21 protein-coding genes are annotated in these 24956 nt (G+C 64.9%); 4 read left to right on the top strand and 17 right to left on the bottom strand.

The window, feature by feature from the left end; all coding sequences use genetic code 11:
- Window position 1: 1 nt before the first annotated feature.
- Window positions 2-1909, bottom strand: coding sequence for a flagellar biosynthesis protein FlhF (flhF, locus tag R2676_RS05935; protein WP_206273646.1), 1908 nt, complete (start codon window positions 1907-1909; stop codon window positions 2-4).
- Window positions 1906-4032, bottom strand: a complete 2127-nt coding sequence (flhA, locus tag R2676_RS05930; protein WP_206273670.1) for a flagellar biosynthesis protein FlhA — start codon at window positions 4030-4032, stop codon at window positions 1906-1908. Before flhA ends, flhF begins: the two co-directional genes overlap by 4 nt.
- Window positions 4033-4531: 499 nt before the next feature.
- Between flhA and R2676_RS05925 the strand changes: the two genes are divergently transcribed.
- Window positions 4532-5185, top strand: a complete 654-nt coding sequence (locus R2676_RS05925; RefSeq protein ID WP_316856810.1) for a YitT family protein — start codon at window positions 4532-4534, stop codon at window positions 5183-5185.
- Between the two features lie 58 nt (window positions 5186-5243).
- Here the strand turns inward: R2676_RS05925 and flhB are convergent, their stop codons facing one another.
- Window positions 5244-6419, bottom strand: coding sequence for a flagellar biosynthesis protein FlhB (gene flhB / locus R2676_RS05920; RefSeq protein WP_206273647.1), 1176 nt, complete (start codon window positions 6417-6419; stop codon window positions 5244-5246).
- A gap of 321 nt (window positions 6420-6740) precedes the next feature.
- On the opposite strand from flhB, the gene R2676_RS05915 reads away from it, so the two are divergent.
- Window positions 6741-8714 carry an arylsulfatase gene (locus R2676_RS05915; RefSeq protein WP_206273648.1) on the top strand — a complete coding sequence of 658 codons (1974 nt, stop codon included), beginning with the start codon at window positions 6741-6743 and terminating at the stop codon, window positions 8712-8714.
- Window positions 8714-9817 carry a formylglycine-generating enzyme family protein gene (locus R2676_RS05910; RefSeq protein WP_410482477.1) on the top strand — a complete coding sequence of 368 codons (1104 nt, stop codon included), beginning with the start codon at window positions 8714-8716 and terminating at the stop codon, window positions 9815-9817. Before R2676_RS05915 ends, R2676_RS05910 begins: the two co-directional genes overlap by 1 nt.
- Before the next feature lie 75 nt (window positions 9818-9892).
- Here the strand turns inward: R2676_RS05910 and cheZ are convergent, their stop codons facing one another.
- The 12 genes from cheZ to motA all read right to left on the bottom strand — a co-directional run bounded on the left by cheZ (window position 9893) and on the right by motA (window position 23291).
- Entirely contained in the window at window positions 9893-10561 is a 669-nt protein-coding gene (cheZ, locus tag R2676_RS05905; protein ID WP_206273649.1) for a protein phosphatase CheZ, read from the bottom strand.
- Window positions 10561-10962 carry a chemotaxis response regulator CheY gene (gene cheY, locus R2676_RS05900; protein WP_024978418.1) on the bottom strand — a complete coding sequence of 134 codons (402 nt, stop codon included), beginning with the start codon at window positions 10960-10962 and terminating at the stop codon, window positions 10561-10563. The genes cheZ and cheY overlap by 1 nt, the downstream gene beginning before the upstream one ends.
- 149 nt (window positions 10963-11111) lie before the next feature.
- Complete coding sequence (locus R2676_RS05895; RefSeq protein WP_206273650.1) at window positions 11112-12239, bottom strand: protein-glutamate methylesterase/protein-glutamine glutaminase; 1128 nt, start codon at window positions 12237-12239, stop codon at window positions 11112-11114.
- A gap of 139 nt (window positions 12240-12378) precedes the next feature.
- A complete protein-coding gene (cheD, locus tag R2676_RS05890; protein ID WP_175537135.1) occupies window positions 12379-12996 on the bottom strand; it encodes a chemoreceptor glutamine deamidase CheD in 618 nt (205 codons plus the stop codon).
- 89 nt (window positions 12997-13085) lie between these two features.
- Window positions 13086-13964 (bottom strand): CheR family methyltransferase, encoded by an 879-nt coding sequence (locus tag R2676_RS05885; RefSeq protein ID WP_154205673.1) that lies wholly within the window; start codon window positions 13962-13964, stop codon window positions 13086-13088.
- 103 nt (window positions 13965-14067) lie between these two features.
- Complete coding sequence (locus tag R2676_RS05880) at window positions 14068-15981, bottom strand: methyl-accepting chemotaxis protein (protein ID WP_206273651.1); 1914 nt, start codon at window positions 15979-15981, stop codon at window positions 14068-14070.
- A gap of 224 nt (window positions 15982-16205) precedes the next feature.
- Complete coding sequence (locus tag R2676_RS05875; protein ID WP_206273652.1) at window positions 16206-18077, bottom strand: methyl-accepting chemotaxis protein; 1872 nt, start codon at window positions 18075-18077, stop codon at window positions 16206-16208.
- Window positions 18078-18201: 124 nt separating this feature from the next.
- Window positions 18202-18693, bottom strand: a complete 492-nt coding sequence (locus tag R2676_RS05870; protein WP_009240463.1) for a chemotaxis protein CheW — start codon at window positions 18691-18693, stop codon at window positions 18202-18204.
- A 78-nt stretch (window positions 18694-18771) separates the two neighbouring features.
- Window positions 18772-20946, bottom strand: coding sequence for a chemotaxis protein CheA (gene cheA, locus R2676_RS05865; RefSeq protein WP_206273653.1), 2175 nt, complete (start codon window positions 20944-20946; stop codon window positions 18772-18774).
- A gap of 18 nt (window positions 20947-20964) precedes the next feature.
- The gene (locus R2676_RS05860) at window positions 20965-21378 is read right to left on the bottom strand and encodes a response regulator (protein WP_092972205.1); all 414 of its coding nucleotides are present in this window, start codon (window positions 21376-21378) and stop codon (window positions 20965-20967) included.
- 25 nt (window positions 21379-21403) lie between these two features.
- Window positions 21404-22351 carry a flagellar motor protein MotB gene (gene motB, locus R2676_RS05855; protein ID WP_027679317.1) on the bottom strand — a complete coding sequence of 316 codons (948 nt, stop codon included), beginning with the start codon at window positions 22349-22351 and terminating at the stop codon, window positions 21404-21406.
- Window positions 22352-22430: 79 nt separating this feature from the next.
- Window positions 22431-23291 (bottom strand): flagellar motor stator protein MotA, encoded by an 861-nt coding sequence (gene motA, locus R2676_RS05850; RefSeq protein WP_027679318.1) that lies wholly within the window; start codon window positions 23289-23291, stop codon window positions 22431-22433.
- Window positions 23292-23398: 107 nt separating this feature from the next.
- On the opposite strand from motA, the gene R2676_RS05845 reads away from it, so the two are divergent.
- Entirely contained in the window at window positions 23399-23665 is a 267-nt protein-coding gene (locus R2676_RS05845; RefSeq protein ID WP_206273654.1) for a hypothetical protein, read from the top strand.
- A gap of 205 nt (window positions 23666-23870) precedes the next feature.
- Here the strand turns inward: R2676_RS05845 and flhC are convergent, their stop codons facing one another.
- The gene (gene flhC, locus R2676_RS05840; RefSeq protein WP_103519201.1) at window positions 23871-24431 is read right to left on the bottom strand and encodes a flagellar transcriptional regulator FlhC; all 561 of its coding nucleotides are present in this window, start codon (window positions 24429-24431) and stop codon (window positions 23871-23873) included.
- Between the two features lie 77 nt (window positions 24432-24508).
- The gene (gene flhD / locus R2676_RS05835) at window positions 24509-24826 is read right to left on the bottom strand and encodes a flagellar transcriptional regulator FlhD (RefSeq protein WP_004627783.1); all 318 of its coding nucleotides are present in this window, start codon (window positions 24824-24826) and stop codon (window positions 24509-24511) included.
- Window positions 24827-24956: the final 130 nt, after the last annotated feature.

Raw genomic sequence — 24956 nt, 5'->3', positions numbered from 1 at the left:
GTCAGGCGAAATCGAAAGCGGCCAGGCCGGGTTCGCGGTTGCCTGCGTTGCGTAACACCCCACCTTGCGCCACGAGCAACGATTCGTCCGAATCGAGCGTGAACGACGACTGCTCCGCACCGGCCCGGAACGAGCGGTGGATCAGCAGCTTCTTGTTCGGCACCGCAATGTCTTCCGGCACACGCTGGCCGTACGACACGTAGTGCAGCGGCAGGCGGCGGCGGATCATCACGTCCATCGCGTGGCCTACGGAAGCGGCCTCGTCGATCTTGGTCAGGATGCAGCCGGCCAGGTTGGCGTCGCGGTAGGCGCCCACGACTTCATCGAGCGTCTTGCCGTTGCTGGCCGCGTTGAGCAGTAGCAGGCGCTTGATCGACGGGCCGACGGCATGCAGCATCGCCATCTGTTCGGACACGGCGCGGTCGCGCTGGCTCATGCCGATGGTGTCGATCAGCACGACGTGCTTCTCGCGCAGGTCGTTCAGCGCCAGGCTCAGGTCCTGCGCGTCTTTCACGGCATGCACCGAGACGCCCAGGATCTTGCCGTAGATGCGCAGTTGTTCATGGCCGCCGATCCGGTAGCTGTCGGTCGAGAGCAGCGCCACGCGCGATGCGCCATGGCGCAGCACGAAGCGCGCGGCCAGCTTGGCGGTCGTGGTGGTCTTGCCCACGCCGGTCGGGCCCATCAGGGCAAACACGCCGCCCTGGTCGAGCAGGCTGTTTTCATCCGACACGGTGCTCAGGTTCTTTTCGATGGCGCGCTGTACGAAGTCCAGCGCACCTTCATACGTGTCGTGCTGCGGCATGTTTTCCAGCACGTAGCGCGTGAGCTGTGCCGAGAACCCTGCGTTGAGCATGGTCTGGAACAGGCGCGTACGCACCGGATCGCCCAGCTTCACGCCCAGCGAGGCGAGGCTCGACATGGCGTCGTTCAGCGTGCTCTTGAGCGTTTCGATCTCACCGACCATGCGGCGGGTCATCACGTCGGTCTCGGCACGGATGCTTTCCTTCACGTCGGCCTGGATGGCCGAACGCTGCAGGCTCACGTCATCACGCGGGGCTTCGGGCTTGGCCATCGTGTCCTCCACGCGGACGAAAATGTCGGACGTCTTGCCTGCGTCGGCTTGCGCTTCGATGCGCGCCTTCACAGGCGCTTCGGCCTTCTGCTGTTCTGCACGGATCGTGCGTGCCTGCGCTTCCACGCGCTCGGCAAAGCTGCGCAGCGTGACCGGACGGTCGTCCTGTTCGCGTGCCTGCTCGCGGCGTGCGGCAAAGCGGGCCGTCGATTCCATCTCCGGCTCGTCGTCTTCCACCGTGGTACGGCGCGCGATGAATTGGGCGGTGCTGGCCATGGCCCGCTCTGCGGATTGGGCAACCTCTGCGTTGGCGCGGTCCAGCGACAGACCCGCCAGCATGCGGGTGGACGCGGCCAGTGCGTCTTCTTCGCCAAACGCCACGTCGTCGTCCACGCGCGTTTGCAGCGTGCGGCCTGCCGGCTTGGCTGCCTGAGTAACCGGGGCAACCGGCGCTGCCGGTGCGTCTTCCTGCGCAGGCGTGCGGCGCGAAGCGATGAAGCGGTTGCGCAGACGGGCCAGCGCGTTGGGTGCCGGGGTCTCGGCTTGCGGGGCTTCCTCAGCAGGTGCCTGAGCGGCCGCCACGGCTGCGGTTGCAGCGGCAATCGGTGCGGGCTCGGGAATCGGCGCCGGTGCCATCGGACGGCGCTGTGCGGTCTTGGGCGCCGACGACTGCGTGTCGACCAGCGCATCCACGTGCGAGTCGGATGCCGCGATGATCTCGATGCCGCCCGGAATGGCGCGGTTCGACAGGATCAGAGCGCCATCGCCCAGTTGGTCGCGGACCTTGCGCAGGACGTCACGCGACGTCAGTCCGGTAAATCGATGCATTTTCATGCGCGGCCTCCAAGCATGGCGACAACCTTAATCGTTCGGTGATCTGGAATTTCTGCGTGCGACAGCACGCGCAGGCTCGGTGCGGCACGCTTGAACAGGCGGGCGAGCATCGGGCGCAGTGCGGGCGGTACGAGCAGGACGCCCGTCTGACCCATCTGTTCGTGCTGCCGCGACGAGTCCGCTGCTGCTTGCATGAGCGAGTCAGCCAGTTGCGGTTCGATCGGGCCGGCGTTAGAGCCAACGACGCTTTGCAGCAAGATGTTCTCCAGATTCGGGTCAAGCGTGACGACCTGCATTTCGGTCTTGTTCGGGAAGAGCTGCTGGGCAATCGCCCGGCCCAGCGCCACACGCACGGCGGCGGTGAGTTCGGCGGGGTCTTGCGTCCTGCCTCCGTGTTCCGCCAGCGTCTCGACGATGGTGCGGATGTCGCGGATATGCAGGCCTTCGTCCAGCAGGTTCTGCAGCACCTTCTGCACGGTCGCGACGGGCAACAGCTTCGGCACAACGTCTTCGACCAGCTTCGGTGCTTCCTTGCCCAAATGATCGAGCAATTGCTGGACTTCCAAACGGCCGAGAAGCTCGGTGCTATGGGTGTAAATCAACTGATTGACGTGCGTGGCGATGACCGTGCTGCAATCGACCACGGTGTAGCCCTCGGCCTGCGCGCGATCGCGCACATCGGCGGTGATCCACATGGCCGGCAGGCCAAAGGTCGGGTCCACCGTCGCAGTGCCGGGCAGTTGCGTGCCCAGCCGACCACCCATGCCACCCAGACCGCCATGACTAGCCGGGCCGTCCTGACCACCCGGATTGATGGCGAGGAACTTGCCCTGCTGGACTTCGCCGTGGCCGATTTCCACGCCCTTGAGCGTGATGCGGTAAGACGACGGGCCCAGCTCCAGGTTGTCGCGGATATGCACGACCGGCGCCAGGAAGCCCATGTCCTGCGTGAATTTCTTGCGGATGCCCTTGATCCGGCGCAGCAGCTCGCCGTCCTGGCTCTTGTCGACCAGCGGGATCAGGCGGTAGCCGATTTCCAGGCCCAGCACGTCGACCCACGAGACGTCGTCCCAGCTCGCCTCGGGCGTATCCACCGGGGCAATCGCCTGCAGCACGGGCTCGACCTCGGGCACTTCGCGCTTCTTCTTGAGGTACCAGCCCAGATAACCCAGACCGCCGCCAAACAGCACGAACGGGATGTGCGGCATGCCCGGCACCAGGCCCAGCAGGCCCAGCACGCCGGCGGTGGTCATCAGCACCATCGGCATGGCAAACAGCTCGCTCGACAGTTGCTGACCGACGTCCTTGTCGGTGGAGACGCGGCTGACCATGATGCCCGCCGCGGTGGAGATCACCAGCGCGGGAATCTGCGCGACGAGGCCGTCGCCGATGGTCAGCAGCGTGTAGTTGGTGGCGGCGTGGCCCACGTCCATGCCGTGCTGGAGCACGCCCACGGCCAGGCCGCCGACGATGTTGATCAGCAGGATGGCGATACCCGCCACCGAATCACCGCGCACGAACTTGCTGGCACCGTCCATGGAGCCGAAGAATTCGGCTTCCTGCGCGATGGCCGTGCGGCGCTTGCGGGCTTCGTCTTCACGGATGAGGCCGGCGTTCAGGTCGGCGTCAATCGCCATCTGCTTGCCGGGCATCGCATCGAGCGTGAAGCGCGCGCTGACCTCGGCGATGCGGCCTGCGCCCTTGCTGATCACCATGAAGTTGATGATGACCAGGATGACGAACAGCACGATGCCGACGGTGTAGTTGCCGCCCACCAGAAAGTGGCCGAAGGCCTCGATCACCTTGCCGGCGGCGTCGGGGCCGGTGTGGCCCTCCATCAGCACCACGCGGGTGGAAGCCACGTTCAGCGACAGCCGCATCAGCGTGGTGATCAGCAGGATGCTCGGGAACGACGAGAAATCCAGCGGCTTGAGCGTGTGCATGCTGATCAGCAGCACGATGATCGACAGCGCGATGTTGAACGTGAACAGCAGATCCAGGATGAACGGCGGCAATGGCAGCACCATCATCGCCAGGATCAGGATGATGAGCACCGGGCCCGCGGCGGAGCGGTAGTCGCCCTTGCGCAGGATGTCGGTGACTCGGAGCAGTGCGGCGTTCATTGGAGGGCGTGCAGCGGGGGGCTTTTCGATGGATGCCATCTTGCCGGGGGCGCCGCCAAATCGAAGACGTGAGAAAGCCGCCCAAAAGGCGGCTTTTCTCTGAAATACCCTCCCACCGGGGGGTGCGCTTCTACCCCTTCACGCCGCCAGCGGGGCCCGGGGGTGCGTCGTACCAGACTTTCATACAGAATCGCGTACTCAACTGGGCTGTACCAATCCCGTCCCTCAACCGCACCCCTTTCGATACCCTCGCGCTGCAGCAGCGGCATGGTCGTATGCGCCATGCAGCCCAGGGCGCTGGGTATGGGACTTGCAAATCATCCTGAAACGCCGCCCACAAGACCCGGATCCAGGCACCACCGCACGAAGGTGGTGCAGTGTCCGGTGCGTGGATGCACCAACCCGATCATAGGCAACGTTCAATGAAGCACCCCACCTCTGGATTACCGGACATCCACGATTGTTTGCCGGACTGGCCGTTCATCCGATGAGCGGCGCCATGGACCATCAGCTTCACCACGCAAGCAGCGCCGTTGCGGCAAGCCCTCCCCATGCCGCCCGGCACACGATGCTCGAAGACGTCTACGGCATGGCCGTCGGCATGATGTTCATCGTGACGGGGGTGGTGCTGCTCAGCGCAGCCGGACTCGTGACCGGTGGCATTGCAGGGATCGCGTTGCTCGTGTCGTACGTGGCGCCGCTGTCGGTCGGCACCATTTTCACGTTGGTCAACGTGCCGTTTTTCGTGTTCGCCTATTTCGTCATGGGCCCGCGTTTTGCCATCAAGTCGACGCTGGCCAGTTGTGGGATCACCCTCCTGCTGGCGGTGACGCGGCAGGCCTTACACATCGATTTTGAGAGTCCACTGTTTGCGGCGGTGGTGGGCGGAACGCTCAACGGCATGGGGGTGTTGGCGCTCGCGCGGCATGGCTCCGGCGTGGGCGGCACGGGCGCTCTGACGCTCTGGCTGCAGCGCACGCGGGGCATCAATGCCGGCATCGTGCAAGTGGCCATCGATTCGATGATTCTGCTGACATCGCTTTTGGTGATTCCGACCGGCCGTGTGGGCTGGTCGGCACTGAGTGCAGTTGCCATGAGCGCGATGGTGATCGCATGGCACCGCCCGGGCCGATATAACGTCGTGGTGCGGTAGCGGCAGTCGGGGCCTCACCGGCGAAAGCGTCAGCATCAACGTTGGGATTGCCGATCCGTCAGGCGTTGCCGGTGACGTCGTCATCGGCGTCGTCCGGGCCGGGCTGCGGCCCCGGGTCCATATCGGCGGGCACCGGCAGGTCGGTCGGGCGCACCGGCACACGGCCGCCCACCTGGTGCAGGCGGCGCAGCTGATAGACATAGGCGAGCACTTCGGCCACGGCGGCGTACAGCGCTTCGGGAATCTGGTGGCCGATCTCGGTATGGCGGTACAGCGCGCGAGCCAGCGGGGGCGCTTCCAGAATGGGGATCTTGTGCTCCGTCCCCAGCTCCCGAATCTTGGCTGCGACCATGTCGGCGCCCTTGGCCAGCACGCGCGGCGCGCCGCCTTCCTTCTCGGAATAGCGCAACGCGACGGCGTAGTGCGTCGGGTTGGTGACGATCACATCGGCCTTGGGCACGTCGGCCATCATGCGGCGCTGGGCAGCCTGGCGCTGCAGGTTGCGGATGCGGCCCTTGACGTGCGGATCGCCTTCGGACTCGCGGTGCTCCTTGCGCACTTCTTCCTTGGTCATGCGGTGCTTGCGCGCGTATTGCCACAACGACAGCGGCACATCCACGGCAGCCACCAGCATCATCACCGCCGCCATGCAGAGGAAGGCCACGCCGGCCACGTGCAGGGTGTCGCGCATGGCCACGCCCAGGTCCTGCTGCGGCAGTTCGATCAGGTCGCCCCGGTAATACCGGACCAGCAGCCAGCTCACGCCGGCAATCAGGAACAGCTTGATCAGCAGCCGGGGCAGCTCCATCAGCCCCTCCAGCGAAAACATGCGCGTCAGCCCCTGCAGCTTGAACAGGCGCGAAATATCGGGGGCCAGCGGCTTGAACGAGATGGCCCCCCGCGTGAGCGCCAGCGGCGACAGCGCGGCAATCACCAGCATCAGCATCAGCCCGCCCAGCGCCAGGGCCAGCGGCATGAACTGGCCCGTGACGTAGTTCCACTGGTCCTGCCCGCTGGTGTAGTTGTAGCGGTGGAATTCCAGGCAGCGCGCCAGAAACGACGATGCGGCCCGCACGATCGAATCGCCCATCACCCACAAACCGCCCGCGGACACCGCCGTGAGGGCGAACGAAGCCAGTTCCCGTGATCTGGGAACGTCGCCTTCCTCGCGCGCCTGCTCGAGGCGCCTCGGAGAGGCTGGTTCGGTTTTTTCGAGATCGCTTTCTTCGGACATGCCGGCGCGCGAGGGGTGAACGGAATGAAGTGCACAGCACCGGCCTGATGACCGACCCTTGCATTATTCCGGCACCCCCGTCTGGTCGAAGCGTGGAAAAAGCCGCCCCGGAGCGGGTTTTTCGATGAAATGGCGCTGGCTGCGCCTCAAACGCCGTCCATTCAGAGCTGACGTGGGGTTCGCAATGGCGCGGCAACGGCCTGCCGACCGGCAAGACGCCTGTCCGTCATATCGACCTGCGGAAAACTTCGTCGCCTTATGCAGGGGGCGTCCATAGCATGACCCGTTCTCCAAACCAGAATGCAGAACGGACCCACCGTCATGTCGCCCGATCGAGCCAACTCCCCTGCCTTGCCCTTGCGCCAGCGCATGCTGGCGGCCCTGCTCGCCACCGCCCTTGCCACACTCAGTGCGTGCGGCAGCGATTCGCCGCCCGGCACGTCCGCGGCCGGCACCAACAACAGCACACCGGACACGCCGGCCCGCAAGCCGAACATCCTGTACATCATGGCCGACGACCTCGGCTATTCCGACATCCATGCCATGGGCGGCGAGATCGACACGCCCAACCTCGACGCGCTGGTGCAGTCGGGCCGGCTGCTGACCAACCACCACGCGGGCACCGTCTGCGCCATCACGCGCGCGATGCTCATCTCGGGCACCGACCACCACCTGGTGGGCGAAGGCACCATGGGTGCGCCCAACGATGAGCGCGCCGGGCTGCCCGGCTACGAGGGCTATCTGAACGACCGCGCGCTGTCGGTCGCGCAACTGCTCAAGGACGGCGGTTATCACACCTACATGGCCGGCAAGTGGCACCTGGGCAACGGCATTGCGGGCAGCGCCGCCAACCTGGGCAAGACGCCCGACCAGTGGGGTTTCGAGCGCTCGTATGCGCTGCTGCCGGGTGCGGCCAGCAACCACTTCGGCCATGAAAACGCCAACGCCAGGAACTACACGGAAGACGGCGCCTATGTGCAACCGGGCCAGCCAGGGCAACCGGGCGGCGCGGGAGGCAGCCCGGCAGTGTTCTATTCGACGGATTTCTACACGCAGAAGCTGATCAGCTACATCGACTCGCACAAGGGCGACGGCAAGCCGTTCTTTGCCTATGCGGCCTACACCTCGCCGCACTGGCCGCTGCAGGTGCCGGACCCGTGGCTGCACAAATATGCCGGCCGCTATGACGCGGGCTACGACGTCATCCGCGATGCGCGCATCGCGCGGCAGAAGGCGCTGGGCATCATTCCGGCCGATTTCACGCCGTTTGCCGGGCTGCCCGGCACGACCACGCGTTCGGCCGCATCGCCCAACAACGGCACCGCCAATGCGCGCTACATCAACGCCAACCACGGCCCCGCGCAGGGCTATACCGACTACGGCCCCGGCTACGTCAACAAGAAGTGGAGCGACCTCACGCCGCTGGAGCGCAAGGCGCAGGCGCGCTACATGGAGATCTACGCCGGCATGGTCGAAAACCTCGACTACAACATCGGCCTGTTGATCCAGCACCTGAAAGACATTGGCGAGTACGACAACACCTTCATCATGTTCCAGTCGGACAACGGCGCTGAAGGCTGGCCGATCGACTCCGGCGCCGACCCGAAGGCCACCGATGAAGCCAACGCCACCGAGCCGGTCTACTCCAGGCTCGGCACCGATAACGGCCTGGCCAACGCACAGCGCCTGCAATACGGCCTGCGCTGGGCCGAGGTGAGCGCCACGCCGTTCAACCTGGTCAAGGGCCATGCGGCCGAAGGCGGTGTCTCTGTGCCGGCGATCGTGCGCCTGCCGGGCCAGACCCAGGCGCTGCCGCCCATCACGCGCTTCACGCATGTGACCGACAACACCGCCACCTTCCTGGCCTTGGCCGGCATTGCGCCGCCCAGCACACCTGCGCAGCCGGCCGTGGACGGCAACGGTGTGGACCAGAACAAAGGCAAGGTGCAATACGGCAGCCGCGCGGTGTATCCGGTGACGGGCGTGTCGCTGCTGGCGTCGATCCGGCAATCTGCCGATGCGGGGCCGATCCACACGCAGCCCTTTGGCGACGAGTCGTACGGCCGCGCCTATCTGCGCAGCGCCGACGGCCGCTGGAAGGCGCTGTGGACCGAACCGCCGCTGGGTGCGGCCGACGGCCACTGGCAGCTCTTCGACATTGCCAGCGACCGCGGCGAGACCAACGATGTCTCTGCGCAGCACCCTGACGTGGCCGCCACGCTGTACCAGCAATGGCAGGACTACATGCGCAGCGTTGGCGGTGTGGAGCCGCTGCGCCCACGCGGGTTTTACTGATGGGCGCCGTGGTAGAGAAGCGCAGGCGCAGGGGCTTGCGCTGGTTGTTGGCGGGTGCGGCGCTCGCCGCGGTGACCGCCGTTGCCTTGCACCCGGCCGGCGGCAACATGGCGGCCCGCGCCGCGAACGTGGTCACCGCGCACACCGCCCCACGCCTGCCGCTGGGCACCACCGACGCCTGTGCCGGCTACGCCGGGTTGCCGCCCGGCTGGCGGCAGGACACGCGGGCCGGCATGGTGCACGTGAGCAGCGGCAGCTTCACCTTCGGCACCACGCTCGGCTATCCGGACGAACGCCCCGCGCAGCGTGATGGCACCGCCGCCCAGACGCGCGTGCGCGGCTTCTGGATCGACCAGACGGAGGTGACCAACGCCCAGTTCGGCGCCTTCGTGGCCGCCACCGGCTATGTGACCGACGCCGAGCGCCAGGGCGGCGCGGTGGTGTTTCACGTGCCCGATTCGGCGGAGATGCAGGCACGCCCCTATGCATGGTGGCGCTGGGTCAAGGGCGCGGACTGGCGCCACCCGACAGGCGCCGACAGCAGGCTTGCCGACGCCGACAACCAGCCCGTGACACGTGTCACCCAGGCCGATGCACTGGCCTACGCCCGCTGGCTGGGCCACGACCTGCCGACGGAAGCGGAGTGGGAATACGCCGGCAAGGCCGGCCGAGACGGCGCCGATCTTGAAAAAGCTCCGCGCGATGGCAACGGCAAACCCGGCGCCAATTACTGGCAGGGCATCTTTCCCGTGCTTGACACCGCGGAGGACGGCCGCGCAGGCATCGGCCCGGTCGGCTGCTATGCCGCCAACGGCTTCGCGCTGTACGACATGATCGGCAACGTATGGGAATGGACGCGCGACGCCTATACCGGCCCGCATCAGTCCCACGCCAATGGCGACACGCGCGCCGTGGCAGCGCTGGACCAGCCGCAACGCCTTGGTCAGAACAACAGTCAGCCAAACCGGCCGGTGGTGATCAAGGGCGGCTCGTTCCTCTGCTCGCCGGATTTTTGCGTGCGCTACCGGGCCTCTGCACGCGAGGCGCAGGAAGCCGATCTGCCAGCCGCGCACATCGGGTTCCGGACCATCCTGCGGGATTGAAGGGGAAAGACAAAAAACAAAACGGGCGTTGCGCACATCGTCGCAACGCCCGTTTTGTTGTGTCCGGCGCCGGGTTCAGAAGCCCAGGCTTTCCAGCAGGTCGTCCACCTGTTCCTGGTTGGCAACCACATCCGGATGGTCCGGATTGATCTGCGGGCCGTTGAGCAGCGACGTCGCCACCTGCGCGGCTTCCACGCGCAGGTGTTCCGGCGCGTTGTCGAGCAGGATGCCGACGAGCTGGCTTTCGATGAGCTGGACGACATCCAGCACCTTCTTGATCACCTGGCCGGTCAAGTCCTGGAAGTCCTGCGCCATCAGGATTTCCATGAGCTGCTGGTTCGTGTCGCGCGTTTTTTCAGGCACGCTGCGCAGGAAGCCGTTGGTCTGACCGACCAGTTCGCGGATCTCGTCGTCGCCCAGTTGACGGTCCATCCACGACTGCCAGCGGCCGACCAGCGCCTCGGCGTCGGACTCCAGCGCGTCTTGCACGGGCCGCGCCGCGTCGATGGCATTGAGCACGCGGGTGGCCGCCTGCTCGGTCATGTTGGCGATGTAGTTCAGGCGGTCCCGTGCGTCGGGGATGGCCGATGCGGCCTTCTCAACGCCCTTGTCTAGGCCCAGCTCGCGCATGCTTTCACGCAGCATGCGCGTGAGGTGGCCGATGCGCTGGAGCATTTCGGGCATGTCGCCGTGGTCTGCACCTTCGGCGACCGGCGCCTGGGCGCCATCGTGCATCTCGCTCATCACGCCCCCTTTTCGAGCTTCTCGAAAATCTTGCCCAGCTTTTCGTCCAGCGTGGCGGCTGTAAAGGGCTTGACCACGTAGCCGTTGGCTCCTGCCTGGGCGGCGGCGATGATGTTTTCCTTCTTGGCCTCGGCCGTCACCATCAGCACCGGCATCTTGCTGATGACGGGGTTGGCGTCGCCACGGATGCTCTGCAGCATCTGCAGGCCATCCATGTTGGGCATGTTCCAGTCCGAGATCACGAAATCGAACCGACCTTCCTTGACCTTGGCCAGGCCGGCGGCGCCGTCTTCGGCCTCGTCGACGTTGGCATAACCGAGTTCCTTGAGCAGGTTACGCACGATCCGGCGCATCGTCGGGAAATCGTCGACGACGAGGAATCGGTACTGGCTCTTGTCCATGGACACAATCTCCGCAAACTAACTGAATTGGGGGGTTTCGGGCTTCCTTGGCAATCTTATCGGCGCCTGGGGCCGATTCTTGAGCGCCGGAATGGTTTGGGGCGCCTGACTGCTGCGCCCCGCAACCAATGTACCCGCAAAGTGCAGCGTTAAACCCGCGTCACGCGGCCATGTGCCGACAGCTTGGCCAGCACGTGCGGGCCGATCTGCGACAGCGGCAGGACCTCGTGCACGCCGCCGTGGGCGACGGCCTCCTTGGGCATGCCGTAGACCACACAGGACGCCTCGTCCTGCGCCACGTTGTAGGCGCCGGCGTTGCGCATTTCCAGCATGCCCACCGCACCGTCCTTGCCCATGCCGGTGAGGATGACGCCCAGGGCATTGGCCCCGGCGTTGCGCGCGGCAGAGCGGAACAGCACGTCCACCGCCGGACGATGGCGGTTGACCGGCGGGCCCTGATCCAGCTCGGTGACGTAGTTGGCACCGCTGCGGCCCAGCGACAGGTGCATGTCGCCCGGCGCAATGTAGGCGTGACCGGGCAGCACACGTTCGCCGTGCGCGGCTTCCTTCACGCGGATGCGGCAGAGGCCGTCCAGCCGCTTGGCGAACGACGTGGTGAAACCCGCCGGCATGTGCTGCACGATCAGGATGCCCGGGCAATCGGGCGGCATTTCCAGCAGGAAATCCTTGATGGCCTCAGTGCCGCCGGTGGAAGCACCCACGATGATGAGCTTTTCCGTCGACGAGAAATGGGTACGCGCAGGGGCCGGCGTGGCCGCTGCGTGCTCCGCGCGAACGTGTGCGCCGGGTGCCGATGCCGATGCCGAGCCGGCCGCTGCAACCGGTGCGGCAGCGCGCGGACGCAGCCTTGCCCGGGCTGCCGCGCGGATCTTGTCGGCAATCTGGTCGGCGTATTCGTTCATGCCGTCGCGCATGCCCAGCTTGGGCTTGGCGACAAAATCCACCGCGCCCAGCTCCAGTGCGCGCAGCGTGGCTTCAGAACCGCGCTCGGTCAGCGAAGAGATCATGACCACCGGCGTCGGGCGCAGGCGCATGAGCTTTTCCAGGAAGTCGAGGCCGTCCATCTTCGGCATTTCGACGTCGAGCGTGAGCACGTCCGGATTGGTCTGCTTGATGAGGTCGCGCGCGATGATCGGATCGGGCGCCACACCCACCACTTCCATGTCCGGCTGGCTGTTGATGATCTCCTTCAGGATGCTGCGGATCAGTGCGGAATCGTCGATGCACAGCACCTGAATCTTGCGTTTGTCGTTCATGTTCGGGAGCAAGTCTTCTGAATGATGAGACCGTTGCAAAACGAAGCGAAGCGGTTCTGATGGATCAGCGCCGACGCAGACAGTACAAGTCGTACGGCAAGGCGGCGCTGGGCCGTCAGAATCGTTTTTCAGCGGTCTCCTAGGTAAAGAGTTGCAGGCGCGAGGCCGGCTTTGTCGTGATGGACTTCGACAGCTTGCTGGCGTATTGCGCCTCGCTGTCCAGCTCGGCCGCCGAGTTTTGGGAGCGCAGCTTGCGCACCATGATCTGGCCGGTGGACGGTACGAAATACACCTTGCGCGGGTGCACGTCGAACAGGTCTTTGGCGGCGACCGTCAGGCCTTCGTTGCGCAGGAATTCGAGGACGAACTTGCCGTTGCGCTCGCCCACGTCGAGCGTGCTCATGCCGGCCAGCACGGCGGCGCCGCCAAACACCTTGATCTCCAGGCGCTCGCGCTTGGCGCCCGCCTTGTAGAGCTGGTTGAGCAGCACCTCCATGGCGTGCGTGCCATAGCGCATGGAGGGCGACAAGATGGATTCGCCTTCGTTGCGGGAGGGCAGCATGAAGTGGTTCATGCCGCCAATGCCGAGGGTCTTGTCGCGCACGCAGGCCGACACGCACGAGCCCAGCACCGTGACCAGCATCAGGTCTTCGGTGGTGACGGAATACTCGCCGGGCAGCACTTTCATGGCGCGGCGGCCGAAGGTGGTGTCGTAATACGCGTGGGTGCTGGCGGCCGACTGCGCGAGCGTGGCCATCGCGCCCGCGCTCATGCCGCTGCTCATGCCGCTATCGCCGCGCACGGCGTCGGCCGCCGATTGCGGGGTCGCGCGCTTGCCGAATTCGATCATCGTGCCCCCATCTTGGCGCGCAGCTCGGGCGCGACTTCGTACACGGTCTTGCCGCGCAGCGTCCACGCCTTGGTGACCTGCAGGAAGCTCTCCGAATGGCCGGCAAACAGCAGGCCATCGGGTTTCATCACGTCGATGAAATGCTCAAGAATCTTGGCCTGCGTGGGCTTGTCGAAATAGATCATCACGTTGCGGCAGAAGATCACGTCGAACTTCTGCTGCAGGGGCCAATCGCGGTCGAGCAGGTTGATCTGGCGGAAGTCGATCATGGCCTGCAGCTCGGGCCGCACGCGGGCATAGCCTTCGTGCTTGCCGGTGCCGCGCAGGAAGTACTTCTTCAGGCGCTCGGGCGACAGGGCCGCGACGCGTTCCATCGGATAGATGCCGGCGCGGGCACGCGCCAGCGCGTTGGTATCCACATCCGAGGCGATCACGCTCACCTGGCTGGGCGACATCGAGCCAAAGGCTTCGGCCAGCGTGATGGCGATCGAGTACGGCTCTTCGCCCGTCGACGATGCCGAGCACCACACGGTAAACGGCGTGCGCTTGGCCTTGGCGTGCTCGTGCAGGATGGGAAAGTGATGCTGCTCGCGGAAGAACGCGGTCAGGTTGGTCGTCAGCGCGTTGGTAAAGGCCTCCCACTCGTCGGGCAGGTGGCCTTTTTCCAGTGCATCCAGGTAGTCGCGGAACGAGCCGAGGTTGACCACGCGCAGGCGGCGGGCCAGGCGGCTGTAGACCATTTCACTCTTGCGGTCGGACAGCGAGATACCGACGCGGCGGTAGATCAGATCGCGAATGCGGCTGAAATCTTCAGCGGTGAATGAAAACTCGCGCGACGCGAGCGTCGGCGAAACTGGCGCCAAGGTTTGTGCCATATGTAACTACCCCGTAATTGCGCGAGTCTTGATGCCCGCTTTCAGTGTGTGGCGGGCACCGTTGCCGCAGGCCGCGCCAAGTTTGCTATTGGCGAGGCTGGCGTCAGAACGTGCTCCAGTCATCTTCATCGGCAGAACCGGTGCTCAGCTTGAGGGCAGGTGCGGGCACGGCCTCGGAAACCGCTGCTGCAGCCACGGCGGCAGCCAGCGGCGCAACTGCGGCATGTGCCTCGTGGGGCGCTTTTTCTGATTGGGCGGCAGCGGGCAACTGCTCCGGGGCAGCCTCCGGCGCCATGGCCGGCTTGACCGGCTTGGCGGCCTTGCGCGAAGCCAGGGCGCGCGCCACGGAGGGCACGACGTCGGTCTTCTCCGGGCGGACCTCGCTGCGGACGGCGGGGGCGGGGGCGGAAACCGCAGCCGGCGGCGCCACGACGCGTTCTGCCGAGGCATCGGTGCGGAACGTCGCCACGGCATCGCGCAGCAGCTGGGCCTGCTCTTCCAGCGACAGGGCGGCGGCGGCGGCTTGCTCGACCAGCGCGGCGTTCTGCTGCGTCACCTCGTCCATCTGGTTCACGGCCTGGTTGACCTGTTCGATGCCCGAGCTTTGCTCGTCCGACGCAGCGGAAATCTCGCCCATGATGTCGGTCACGCGGCGCACGGCCACCACGACTTCTTCGATCACGGTGCCGGCTTCGGCCACCAGGGCCGATCCGTTGCGCACACGACCGACGGAATCGCCGATGAGTTCCTTGATCTCCTTGGCTGCCGTGGCCGAGCGCTGCGCGAGGCTGCGCACTTCACCCGCCACCACTGCAAACCCGCGTCCCTGCTCGCCCGCGCGCGCCGCTTCCACGGCCGCATTCAGCGCCAGGATGTTGGTCTGGAAGGCAATGCCTTCGATCACGCCGATGATGTCGGCGATCTTCTTGCTGCTCGCGTTGATGCCGGCCATGGTTTCGACCACGCGGCCCACCACCTCGCCGCCCTTGACGGCGATGTCCGACGCACTGCCGGCCAGTTGGCTGGCCTGGCGCGCGTTGTCGGCGTTCTGCTTCACGATGCTGGTCAGCTCTTCCATGCTGGAAGCGGTTTCTTCCAGCGACGAGGCCTGCTCTTCCGTGCGCTGCGAGAGGTCGGCATTGCCGGCCGCGATCTGCTTGGTGGCACTGGCAATGGAATCGGCCGAACTCTTGATGTTGGTGATCGTGCCGGTCAGTTGCTGCTGCATCTGCGCCATGGCGAAGAGCATGCTGTCATGGTCGCCGGGGCGGGTCTGCACGTGCACGGCCAGATCGCCGGCGGCAATGCGGCGGGCAATCTCGGCGGCGTACGACGGTTCGCCACCCAGCTGGCGCGAAAGCCGGCGGGCAATGACCAGGCCCAGCACGATGCCGAGCAGCGCGCCCGCACAGGCCATCACCATCATCACCAGGCGTGAGCGGTGTGCATCGTCCCGCGCCTTGACGGTGGACGCGGCGGAGACCTCCTCCACACGCTTGACCATCTTGTCGAGCGTCTTTTCAAACGCCGCGGTGTCGTCCAGCAAGCCGACGTTCTCTGCGGTGACGCGGCTGTCGAACTGGGTCGGGTCCAGGCCCTGCTTGTCCATCAGGGCCACGAAGTCGGTCATGCGCTTGCCCCAGACGGGGTAGATGGCATCGACCTCGCGGATCATCTTCTTGCCTTCGTCCGAGGTGAACAGCGGGCGCACGGTCTCCACACCGTCCTTCAGGTGCTGCATGCTGTCGGCAATCTGCGTGCTGAGCGTCTTGCGCTCGGTGAGCGTGGTGGCAATCAGCAATGCGGTCTGCGCACGGCTGGCATGCGCCAGGCTGTTGGCCGCGCTGCCCATCTGCGTGATGGCGCGCATCTGCTTTTGCGCCAGCTCTTCGCTGGCCTTGCTCAACTGCGTGATCGTATAGATGCCCAACCCGCCAATGGCTGCGCCCATGGCCGCCACGATCAGGAAACCGCCCGTGAGTACCGTGGACACCGGCAAACGCTTGATCCAACCCATGTTGTCTACCTCTTCCTGTTTTTTATATGCCCCCTACCGCTATCGGCCTGCGGGGGACGGCTCTTTAGAACCGCCATGGGGTCATGCCACTTCAGTGGGGGGTCGCCCCGGCTTCAGCAGGCACTAGCCCAGGCAAAAAAAAACCTGCCCCGGAGGGCAGGCTGCACACCACAAACACACACGAGAGAGCTTTCGCGAGCAGCGAAGATCCCGTGCATACATGGTCAAAAGGTCTCCCAGTCGCCATCGTCGCCGCCGGCGGCAACGAGCTTGGGTACGGGCAACTTGGGCGCTGACGCAGCCGCTTTGGTGACGGCAGCGGCGGCGGTGCGCTCGCGTTGTTGTTCTGTAGCGCCGGCCGGCGCCGCGGATGCAGCAGCGACCTGCGCAACGGGTTCAGCAGCAGTGCGGGCTGCAGCCTTCGGCTTGGCGGCACGGCGCGGCATGGCTTGGGCCTTGGGGCCGGGCTTGGCAGTTGCACGCGCAGCCGCTGGCGCCGTGGGTGCCTTGTGTACCGCCGATGCCGACGGTGCTGCCGTTGCCTGCGTTCCGGCCTGCGTCCGGAAAGCGGCCACCGCCTGACGCAGCCCGCTGGCCTGCTCCTGCAGCGACATCGCAGCGGCGGCGGCTTGCTCCACCAGCGCGGCGTTCTGCTGCGTGCCTTCGTCCATCTGCGTGACGGCCTGGTTGATCTGCTCGATACCGGCGCTTTGTTCGTCCGATGCGGAGCTGATCTCGCCCATGATGTCGGTCACGCGCTTGACGGCAACGACCACCTCGTCGATGACGCTGCCCGCTTCGGCCACCAGCGTCGTGCCGTTTTCAACGCGGCCAACCGAATCGCTGATGAGTTCCTTTATTTCCTTGGCCGCCGTGGCCGAGCGCTGGGCCAAGCTGCGCACCTCGCCGGCCACCACCGCAAAGCCGCGGCCCTGCTCGCCCGCGCGGGCAGCTTCCACTGCCGCGTTCAGCGCCAGGATGTTGGTCTGGAAGGCAATGCCTTCGATCACGCCGATGATGTCGGCGATCTTCTTGCTGCTGTCGTTGATGCCGGCCATGGTGTCCACCACCCGGCCGACCACTTCGCCGCCCTTGACAGCAATGTCCGATGCGTTGCCGGCCAGCGTGCTGGCCTGACGGGCGTTGTCGGCGTTCTGGCGCACGATGCTCGTCAGCTCTTCCATGCTCGACGCCGTTTTTTCCAGCGCAGAAGCCTGCTGCTCCGTGCGCTGCGAGAGGTCTGCGTTGCCGGCGGCAATCTGCTGCGTGGCGCTGGCAATCGAGTCGGAGCCCGAGCGCACCTGCCCCACCATCTTCTGCAGGCTTTCCTGCATGCGTTGCAGCGCCTGCAGCAGACGACCGGTTTCATCGGCACGGTCCACCTGGATGGCGTGCGTGAGGTCGCCCTGCGTGATGTGCTCGGCCTGCTCGATGGCCCGCATCAGCGGCACCGTGATCGAGCGGCGCAGCGCCCACGTCAGCAGCCCGCCCACCAGAATGCCGCCCAGCAGCAGGCCGGTGGTGAGCGCGGTGAGGTTGCGATGCTCGGCCTGGCTTGCTTCGTAGCCGGCTTTGGCCAGGTCCATCTGCATGCGGTTCATGGCCGCCACCTTGTCGCCCAGGGGCCGGTACAGCGCGGGCATGACGTCCATGACGGTCTTGTTGATGCGCGCTTCGTCATGCGCCTGCACGGCCTGCATCAACACCTGTGCGCCGTCACGCAGAAAAGCGTCGCGCAGGCCGTCGGCCTCGTCGGCCAGCTTGCGCTCGTCTGCCGCGGCGGGCAGCGCGCGATAGCGCTTCCAGGCCGCGTCGGACTTGTCCAGGAACATCTTGGCGCGCTCGATCGACTTTTCCACGCCGGGCGCGTTGGGCGCCATGGCTGCACGATCGAGGACGATGCGGGCGCTCAGGAGATTGGAATCGGATTCGGCCAATGCCACGGTGCCCGCCAACTGCACGGCATAGCCGTCCTGAACGCGGGTATTGGCGTGTCGCATGCCGATGAGGCCCGACACGCCCACGATGACGGCGAGCACACCAATGCCCGCCATCATCAGCCCCAGACGGAGCCGGATGGTCATTTTGCTGAACATGCTTCCCTCCCCTAACGGCGCCGCACCTCTTGTTACGGTGTCTTGTCGCCCGCCGGGCCCCGTGGGCCCAGCCTTCATATGCCCTGAGCGCGTCGTCCGTGCCCCGGCTGGATTCATGTTGCGATCAGGCGGCTTCTGCTTCGTCGCACAGAGCCATGTCGGCCGACATCAGCAGGCGCTCGATGTCCACCAGGATCAGCATGCGCTCGTCGATCGAGCCCAGGCCACGGATGTATTCCGTGTCCAGCGCGCCCGAAAACTCCGGCGCCGGCTTGATCTGCTGGCTTTGCAGCGTCAGCACGTCCGACACGCCATCCACCACGATGCCGACCACGCGGTCCTTCAGGTTCAGGATGATGACGACGGTGTACTGGTTGTACTCGACGCGATCGAGCTGGAACTTGATGCGCAGATCAACGATCGGCACGATGATGCCGCGCAGGTTGATCACACCCTTGATGAAATCGGGTGCATTGGCGATGCGCGTGACGGTCTCGTAGCCACGGATTTCCTGCACCTTCAGGATGTCGATGCCGTATTCCTCGCGGCCCAGCGTGAAGGCCAGGTACTCCTCCCCGCCGGTGTCTTCGCCGATCGCGTGTTCCTTGACTTCCATTGCGGCTCCCCTCGGCCCGTTGGGCCACTCAATTGAATTCGTTGTGGGGTGAAATCCCACCCTGCCAGTCGTGGACGCTTATGCCGCGGCCATCGCCTCGGTCGAGAAACGACCGCCCTGTGCCTCGCCCATCTCGTGCTTTTCGGCAGTAACGGCACGCATCGCGTTTTCTGAATGTCCGGCGCGGGTCTCGCGCATCAGTGCCGATACGTCGACGATCAGTGCAACGCTGCCGTCGCCCAGGATGGTCGCGCCCGAGATGCCGGGCACGCGGCGGTAGTTGGTCTCGAGGTTCTTGACCACCACTTGCTGCTGGCCGACCAGTTCGTCCACCTGCAGCGCAATCTTCTTGCCTTCCGAATCCAGGATCACAACGATGCCTTCCGACGGATCGGGCAGCGACGGCGTGATACGGAAGCGTTCGTACATCGGCACCAGCGTCAGGTATTCGTTGCGCACCTTCAGCAGGCGGCCGCCGCCCGGCACGGCCTTGATGTCTTCCGGACGCGGCTGCAGCGATTCGGCCACGCACGACAGCGGGAGGATGAACACTTCGTCGCCGGTCTTGACGGACATGCCGTCCAGGATCGCCAGCGTGAGCGGCAGCACGATGCGGATCGTGGTGCCCTTGCCCTTCTGCGACTGGATTTCGACGTAGCCGCCCATCGACTGGATGTTCTGCTTGACCACGTCCATGCCGACGCCGCGGCCGGACACGTCCGTCACCTGGTCCGCCGTGGAGAAGCCCGGCGCGAAGATGAGCTGGTTGATCTCGTCGTCGGTCATGTTGTCCGACACGGGCAGACCGCGCTCGCGGGCCTTCTTGAGGATCTTGTCGCGGTTCAGGCCCTGGCCGTCGTCGCTGACTTCGATAACGATGTTGCCGCCCTGGTGTGCCGCAGACAGCAGCAGCTGGCCGGTGGCGTCCTTGCCGGCGGCCACGCGGGCTTCGGGCAGTTCGATGCCGTGGTCCAGGCTGTTGCGCACCAGGTGCGTAAGCGGATCGATGATGCGTTCGATCAGGCCCTTGTCCAGTTCGGTCGATTTGCCGAACGTCGACAGCTCGACCTGCTTGCCCAGCTTGTGCGCCAGGTCGCGCACCAGGCGCGGGAAGCGGTTGAACACGTAGTCCATCGGCATCATGCGGATGGACATGGCGGCTTCCTGCAGGTCGCGCGCGTTGCGCGTGAGCTGCGACAGGCCGGCAAAGAGGCGTTCGTTGAGCACCGGGTCGAAGGCCTGCGCGGTTTGCGCCAGCATGGCCTGCGTGATGACGAGTTCGCCCACCAGGTTGATGAGCTGATCGACCTTTTCCACGCCCACGCGGATCGACGTTTCGGCGGCCACGGCCGGCTTGTGGTCGGCAGCGGCCGGGCGGGTCGGCACCGGGGCGGCAACGGCCGCAACCGGCTGTGCCGGCGCAGCTTCGTTGGCCGCCGGGGCGTGCACTTCCGTCTGTGCGGCGGCGGGGGTCGGTGCTGCCACCACCGGCGCAGCGGCTTCAGCGGCCGGCGCCACGCCACCGACGTGCGGCGTGATGACGATCTGGTCGGCATCGATGATGAAGCAGCTCACCGCGATGATGTCGTCGGCGGTGCAGGTGCTCTGCAGCACGATGTCGCTGTTGCGGCCGGTGCGCGCGTGGCGCAGCACGGTGCCCAGGTGCTTGAGTTCAGTGACGATCAGCTCGCAGTCTTCATTCGAGACGTCGATGAGCTTGATGTCCAGGCCGCCTTCGATGTTGCCCACGACTTCGGCCGCAGGCGCTTCGACCAGCACCGGCTCGGGCTGGGGCGCGACCACCGGTTCCGGCGTCGCGGCCACGGGCGCCGCAGCTGCCGGCGCGGCGGCAACAGGGGCGCCGTCCTCGGCGGTCAGGCTGTTGAGCTTGGCCACCATGTATTCGAGCGTGGCCGTATCGATAGGGTGCTCTTGCCGGTAGGCATCAAGTTGGCTTTTCAACACGTCTTTCGTTTCCAGGAAGGCATCCACCATGTTTTCGCGCAGCTGCAAGGTACCGGTGCGAGCGCGGTCCAGAATCGATTCGGCCACATGCGTGAGTTCCGTCATGTGTGTGAAACCGAACGTCGCAGCGCCACCCTTGATGGAGTGCGCGCAGCGGAAGATGGCGTTCAGATCATCAGAAGAAGGATTGGCGACATCGAGGTTGAGCAGCAGCCGCTCCATGTCGACGAGCAGCTCTTCCGCCTCTTCGAAGAAGGCGCCGAAAAACTGGCTAAGGTCGAGGTTCATATCTGTCGTCTCGGTCGTTTAATGCGTCGATGCAGACCCGTGGGTCTGCGCATGCCATTCGAGCAACTGCATCACCGAATCCGTCAGCCCATCCGGATCGAACGGCTTGGGCAGGAAGCCCGTCGCGCCGGCAGCGCGTGCCTGGTCGCGGATGGTGCTGTCTGCTTCGGTGGTCAGCATGAGGATCGGAGTGTCGGCGTAGGCCGGCAGCGTGCGCAGCGCACGGATGAGGGTCAGGCCGTCCATCGACGGCATCACCTGGTCGGTGATCACAAGGTGGTGGCTGCCCTGGGCCAGCGTGCGCGCGGCTTCCAGCGCGGCGGTGCCGTCGCCGGCTTCCGTCACGGCAAAGCCGCACTCGCGCAGGCACGCGGCAATCATGCGGCGGATCGATGTGGAATCGTCCACCACCAGGATGTGTTTTTCGCTCATTGACTGTTTCTCCCCTCGGCGCTCTTTATGGCTTGGCCGCAGTCACCGCGTCTGCCACGCCCGTGGCACGTGCGGCGGCGTCGGTCAGCGTGTCCTTGCCGTCATTGCGCAGGTCGGCCACCGGCTCGACCCCACCCGAGCGCACGGCTTCAGCGGCGCGTGCGTTGAGCACGACGATGCTGATGCGGCGGTTGATCGGGTTGTAGATGTTGGCCTTGTCCAGCGGCACCGATGCCTCCAGACCCACCACGCGGCTGACCTTCTCGGGCTTCATGCCGCCGGCCACCAGCTCACGCCGCGATGCGTTGGCGCGGTCGGCCGACAGTTCCCAGTTGCTGTAGCCGTGCTGCGTGGCGTACTGCGTGGCGTCGGTGTGGCCCGACAGGCTGATCGGGTTGGGCACGTCGTTCAGCGCCGAGCCCAGCTCGCGCAGGATCGTGCGCATATACGGCTGCACTTCGGCGCTGGCGTTGGCAAACATCGGGCGGTTCTGCTGGTCGACGATCTGGATGCGCAGGCCTTCGGTGGTCATGTCGATCAGCAACTGGTGCTTGAACTGGCTCATCACCGGGTTCGTCTCGACCATCTCGGCAATCTTCTGCTTGAGCTTGTTCAGCGCCGCGTCATCCGACTCATCGCGGATATTGCGCTGGCGCTGCACGGTCGGGCTGGGGCTCGGGTTGGGCTGCGGCATGTTCTGCTTGAGCGCCGGGCTGCCGTTGAGAATGCTCGACTGGTCGCCAGAACCGGCGCCGCCGAACAGCGCCACCTTCAGCGGCGTGCGGAAATACGTTTCAACCGACGACAGCTCGGCCTTGGTCACCGAGCTGAGCAACCACATCAGCAGGAAGAACGCCATCATGGCGGTCACGAAATCGGCGTAGGCGATCTTCCACGCGCCACCGTGGTGGCCGTGTCCGCCTTTCTTGTTGCGCCGAATGACAATGAAGGTCGGCGTGCTGGACTTGCTCATGGTCCGTTCCCGTCGGTGTGTGCTGCGTCGTTAATGGCTTGGCTCGTTGGCCACGCTCTGTGTCATATGGAGTTCAGCGCTACGCTGTCTTGGCGCCACGGACGTGGTCTTCCAGCTCGGCAAAGGACGGACGCTCCGTCGAGAACAGCACCTTGCGGCCGAACTCCACGGCAATGGCCGGGGCGTAGCCGTTCATGCTGGCCAGCAGCGTCACCTTGATGCACTGGAACAACTTGGTCGATTCTTCGGCGCGCTGCTCCAGCAGCGAACCCAGCGGCCCGATGAAGCCGTACGCCAGCAAGATGCCCAGGAACGTACCGACCAGCGCGGACGCGATCAGCTTACCCAGCTCTGCCGGCGGCAGGCCGACCGAGCCCATGGTGTGCACCACGCCCATCACGGCGGCCACGATGCCGAAGGCCGGCATGGCGTCGCCCACTTTGGTGATGATGCGCGCCGGTTGTTCGGCTTCGTGGTGATGGGTGTCGATTTCCTGATCCATCAGCGCTTCGATCTGGAATGGATTCAGATTGCCGCCGACCATCAGGCGGAGGTAATCGCAGATGAAATCCAGCGCGTGGTGATCGGCCTGGATGGCGGGGTAATTGGCGAACAGCGCGCTTTCGTGCGGCGCTTCGATGTCGGCTTCAATCGACATCATCCCTTCGCGGCGGATCTTGGACAGCACCACGTACAGCAGCGCCATCACTTCCATATAGAGGGCCTTGGTGTACTTCGAGCCCTTGAACAGGCCCGGCAGCGCCTTGACGGTGGCGTTGATGGCCTTTTTGTCGTTGCCGACCACGAAGGCGCCAATGCCGGCGCCGAAGATGATCAACAGTTCGGTCGGCTGGAACAAGGGCCCGAGGTGTCCTCCGGCCAGCATGTAGCCGCCGAACACCGACGCGAGAATCACGATGTAACCGATGGCAACTAACACGGGGCGAACTCCTGAATGGGCGATCCTTCGATCAATACAAGAGGGAATATCGGCATCCCCCCGGTTAACTGAAGGCTTGAGCGCCGGCTTTTGCTGCTGCGCGGTGCTTGGAAAACCCTGCCGCCGCGCCCTTCTTCACCAAGAACGGCAACAAAACGGGCGGCTTGAGCACCACCTGGCTGAAAGAGGGCGTTCCCCCAGGCGGATCCAAAGAAAAAGGGACGGAAATCGCTTTCCGTCCCCACTTTTCGCCCGTCTTCCTTCTTCCTTCTTCCTTCTTCCTTCTTCCTTCTTTCTACGCGCGGCGGCAAAAAAAATGCCGGTCCGCAGTTTCCCGCGACCGGCCTACCCCCTTCCCCTTTTGTCCTGCCTGAGCCCCTGTGCTTTTCCTGCTCTGTGTTCCTTGCTCTTTTGTTCTTTGTATTGTTATGTGCCGGTCTGGCCGGCTATTCGGCTATTCCCGTATTTCCCGTACTGCTACCCGTATTTCCCGTCCGCCCTTTTTTGACCATCCCCCGGCGGTTCTGCAACTTCCGTACTCCCGTACTTCCGACTTCCCGTATCCCTGCAAGGCCGTTATCAGGCGTCGACCGTCTTTTCTGCGATCGCATCGACCGGAGCAGCGACGCGCTTTTTCTTCCCTGCGCGTGACGGCGGCTGGCACACACCGCACACAAAATCGTGGTGCAGGTCGTCTGCGTGGGCCACGAAATGGCCGGTGCAGCGCTTGCACTTCACGGTATGCAGCATCTTCCCCTCGAAGAACTTCAGCATCATCCACGCGCGGGTGATCGACAGCACCTCTTCCTGTTCGTGGACGTGAATGTGTTCCTGGTACAGCTTGTAGGCCGAGATCAGGCGGCGCACACCCGTGCTGCGGCTGTTCTCGCCCAGAAAACGGTAGATGTTCAGGAAGATCGACGAATGGATGTTCGGCGACCACGTCAGGAACCAGTCTGCCGAGAAAGGCAGCATGCCCTTGGGCGGCGATTCCCCGCGGATTTCCTTGTACAGCTTGACCAGACGCTCACGGCTGAGCGTGGTTTCCTGTTCCAGCAGTTGCAGACGGGCACCGAGCGAAATCAATTCCGCTGCAAGGTGGATCTGCTCAACTTCGTTCATGACGCTGGTGTGACGCATGGCACTGCTCCCGCTTTCGCTTGCTACCCATCCAAAGTGCAATCCCTGAACCCGGCGGAACACCCGCCGCAAATGGCTCAGCTGATCTGCTCAACCGCCTGACGTGCCAGCAGGATCGACATTTGCGATTGCTGCAGACCCTTGTCACGGTGCGGCTGGGTCACGAGACCCAGGATGGCGTGATCGTCGAAGCGGAAGCGGCACAGCATCATGTTCGTGCTGGCCAGCTTGACGATCTGCGCGGGCGACATCGTCAGCAGGATGTCAGCCAGTTCTTCAGAGATGCCGAGGCGAAAGAGCGCGGCATCGCGATCCTTGGCCAGCATCTGCTGGGCAAGCATCAAGTAGGTGAGATTCAGTTCGCTGATCTCGGAAACAATGTCTTGCGTGTCCATGTATGTCCCGTCGTGTGCAGTAAAAGTACAACTTGCATCCGGTCTCGCATGGTGATGTCCGGTTGACGCTATTTTTTTGCGCCTACCCTCGCCGGGCTGTTCACCAATCCCCACAGATCGGATGTTTCCT

The organism is Ralstonia flatus, from assembly GCF_958439105.1.
In the GTDB taxonomy this organism is placed as follows: Bacteria; Pseudomonadota; Gammaproteobacteria; order Burkholderiales; family Burkholderiaceae; genus Ralstonia; species Ralstonia flatus.
Note: the sequence above shows the minus strand (reverse complement) of the source record. Positions and strands in the feature narration are given on the sequence as shown.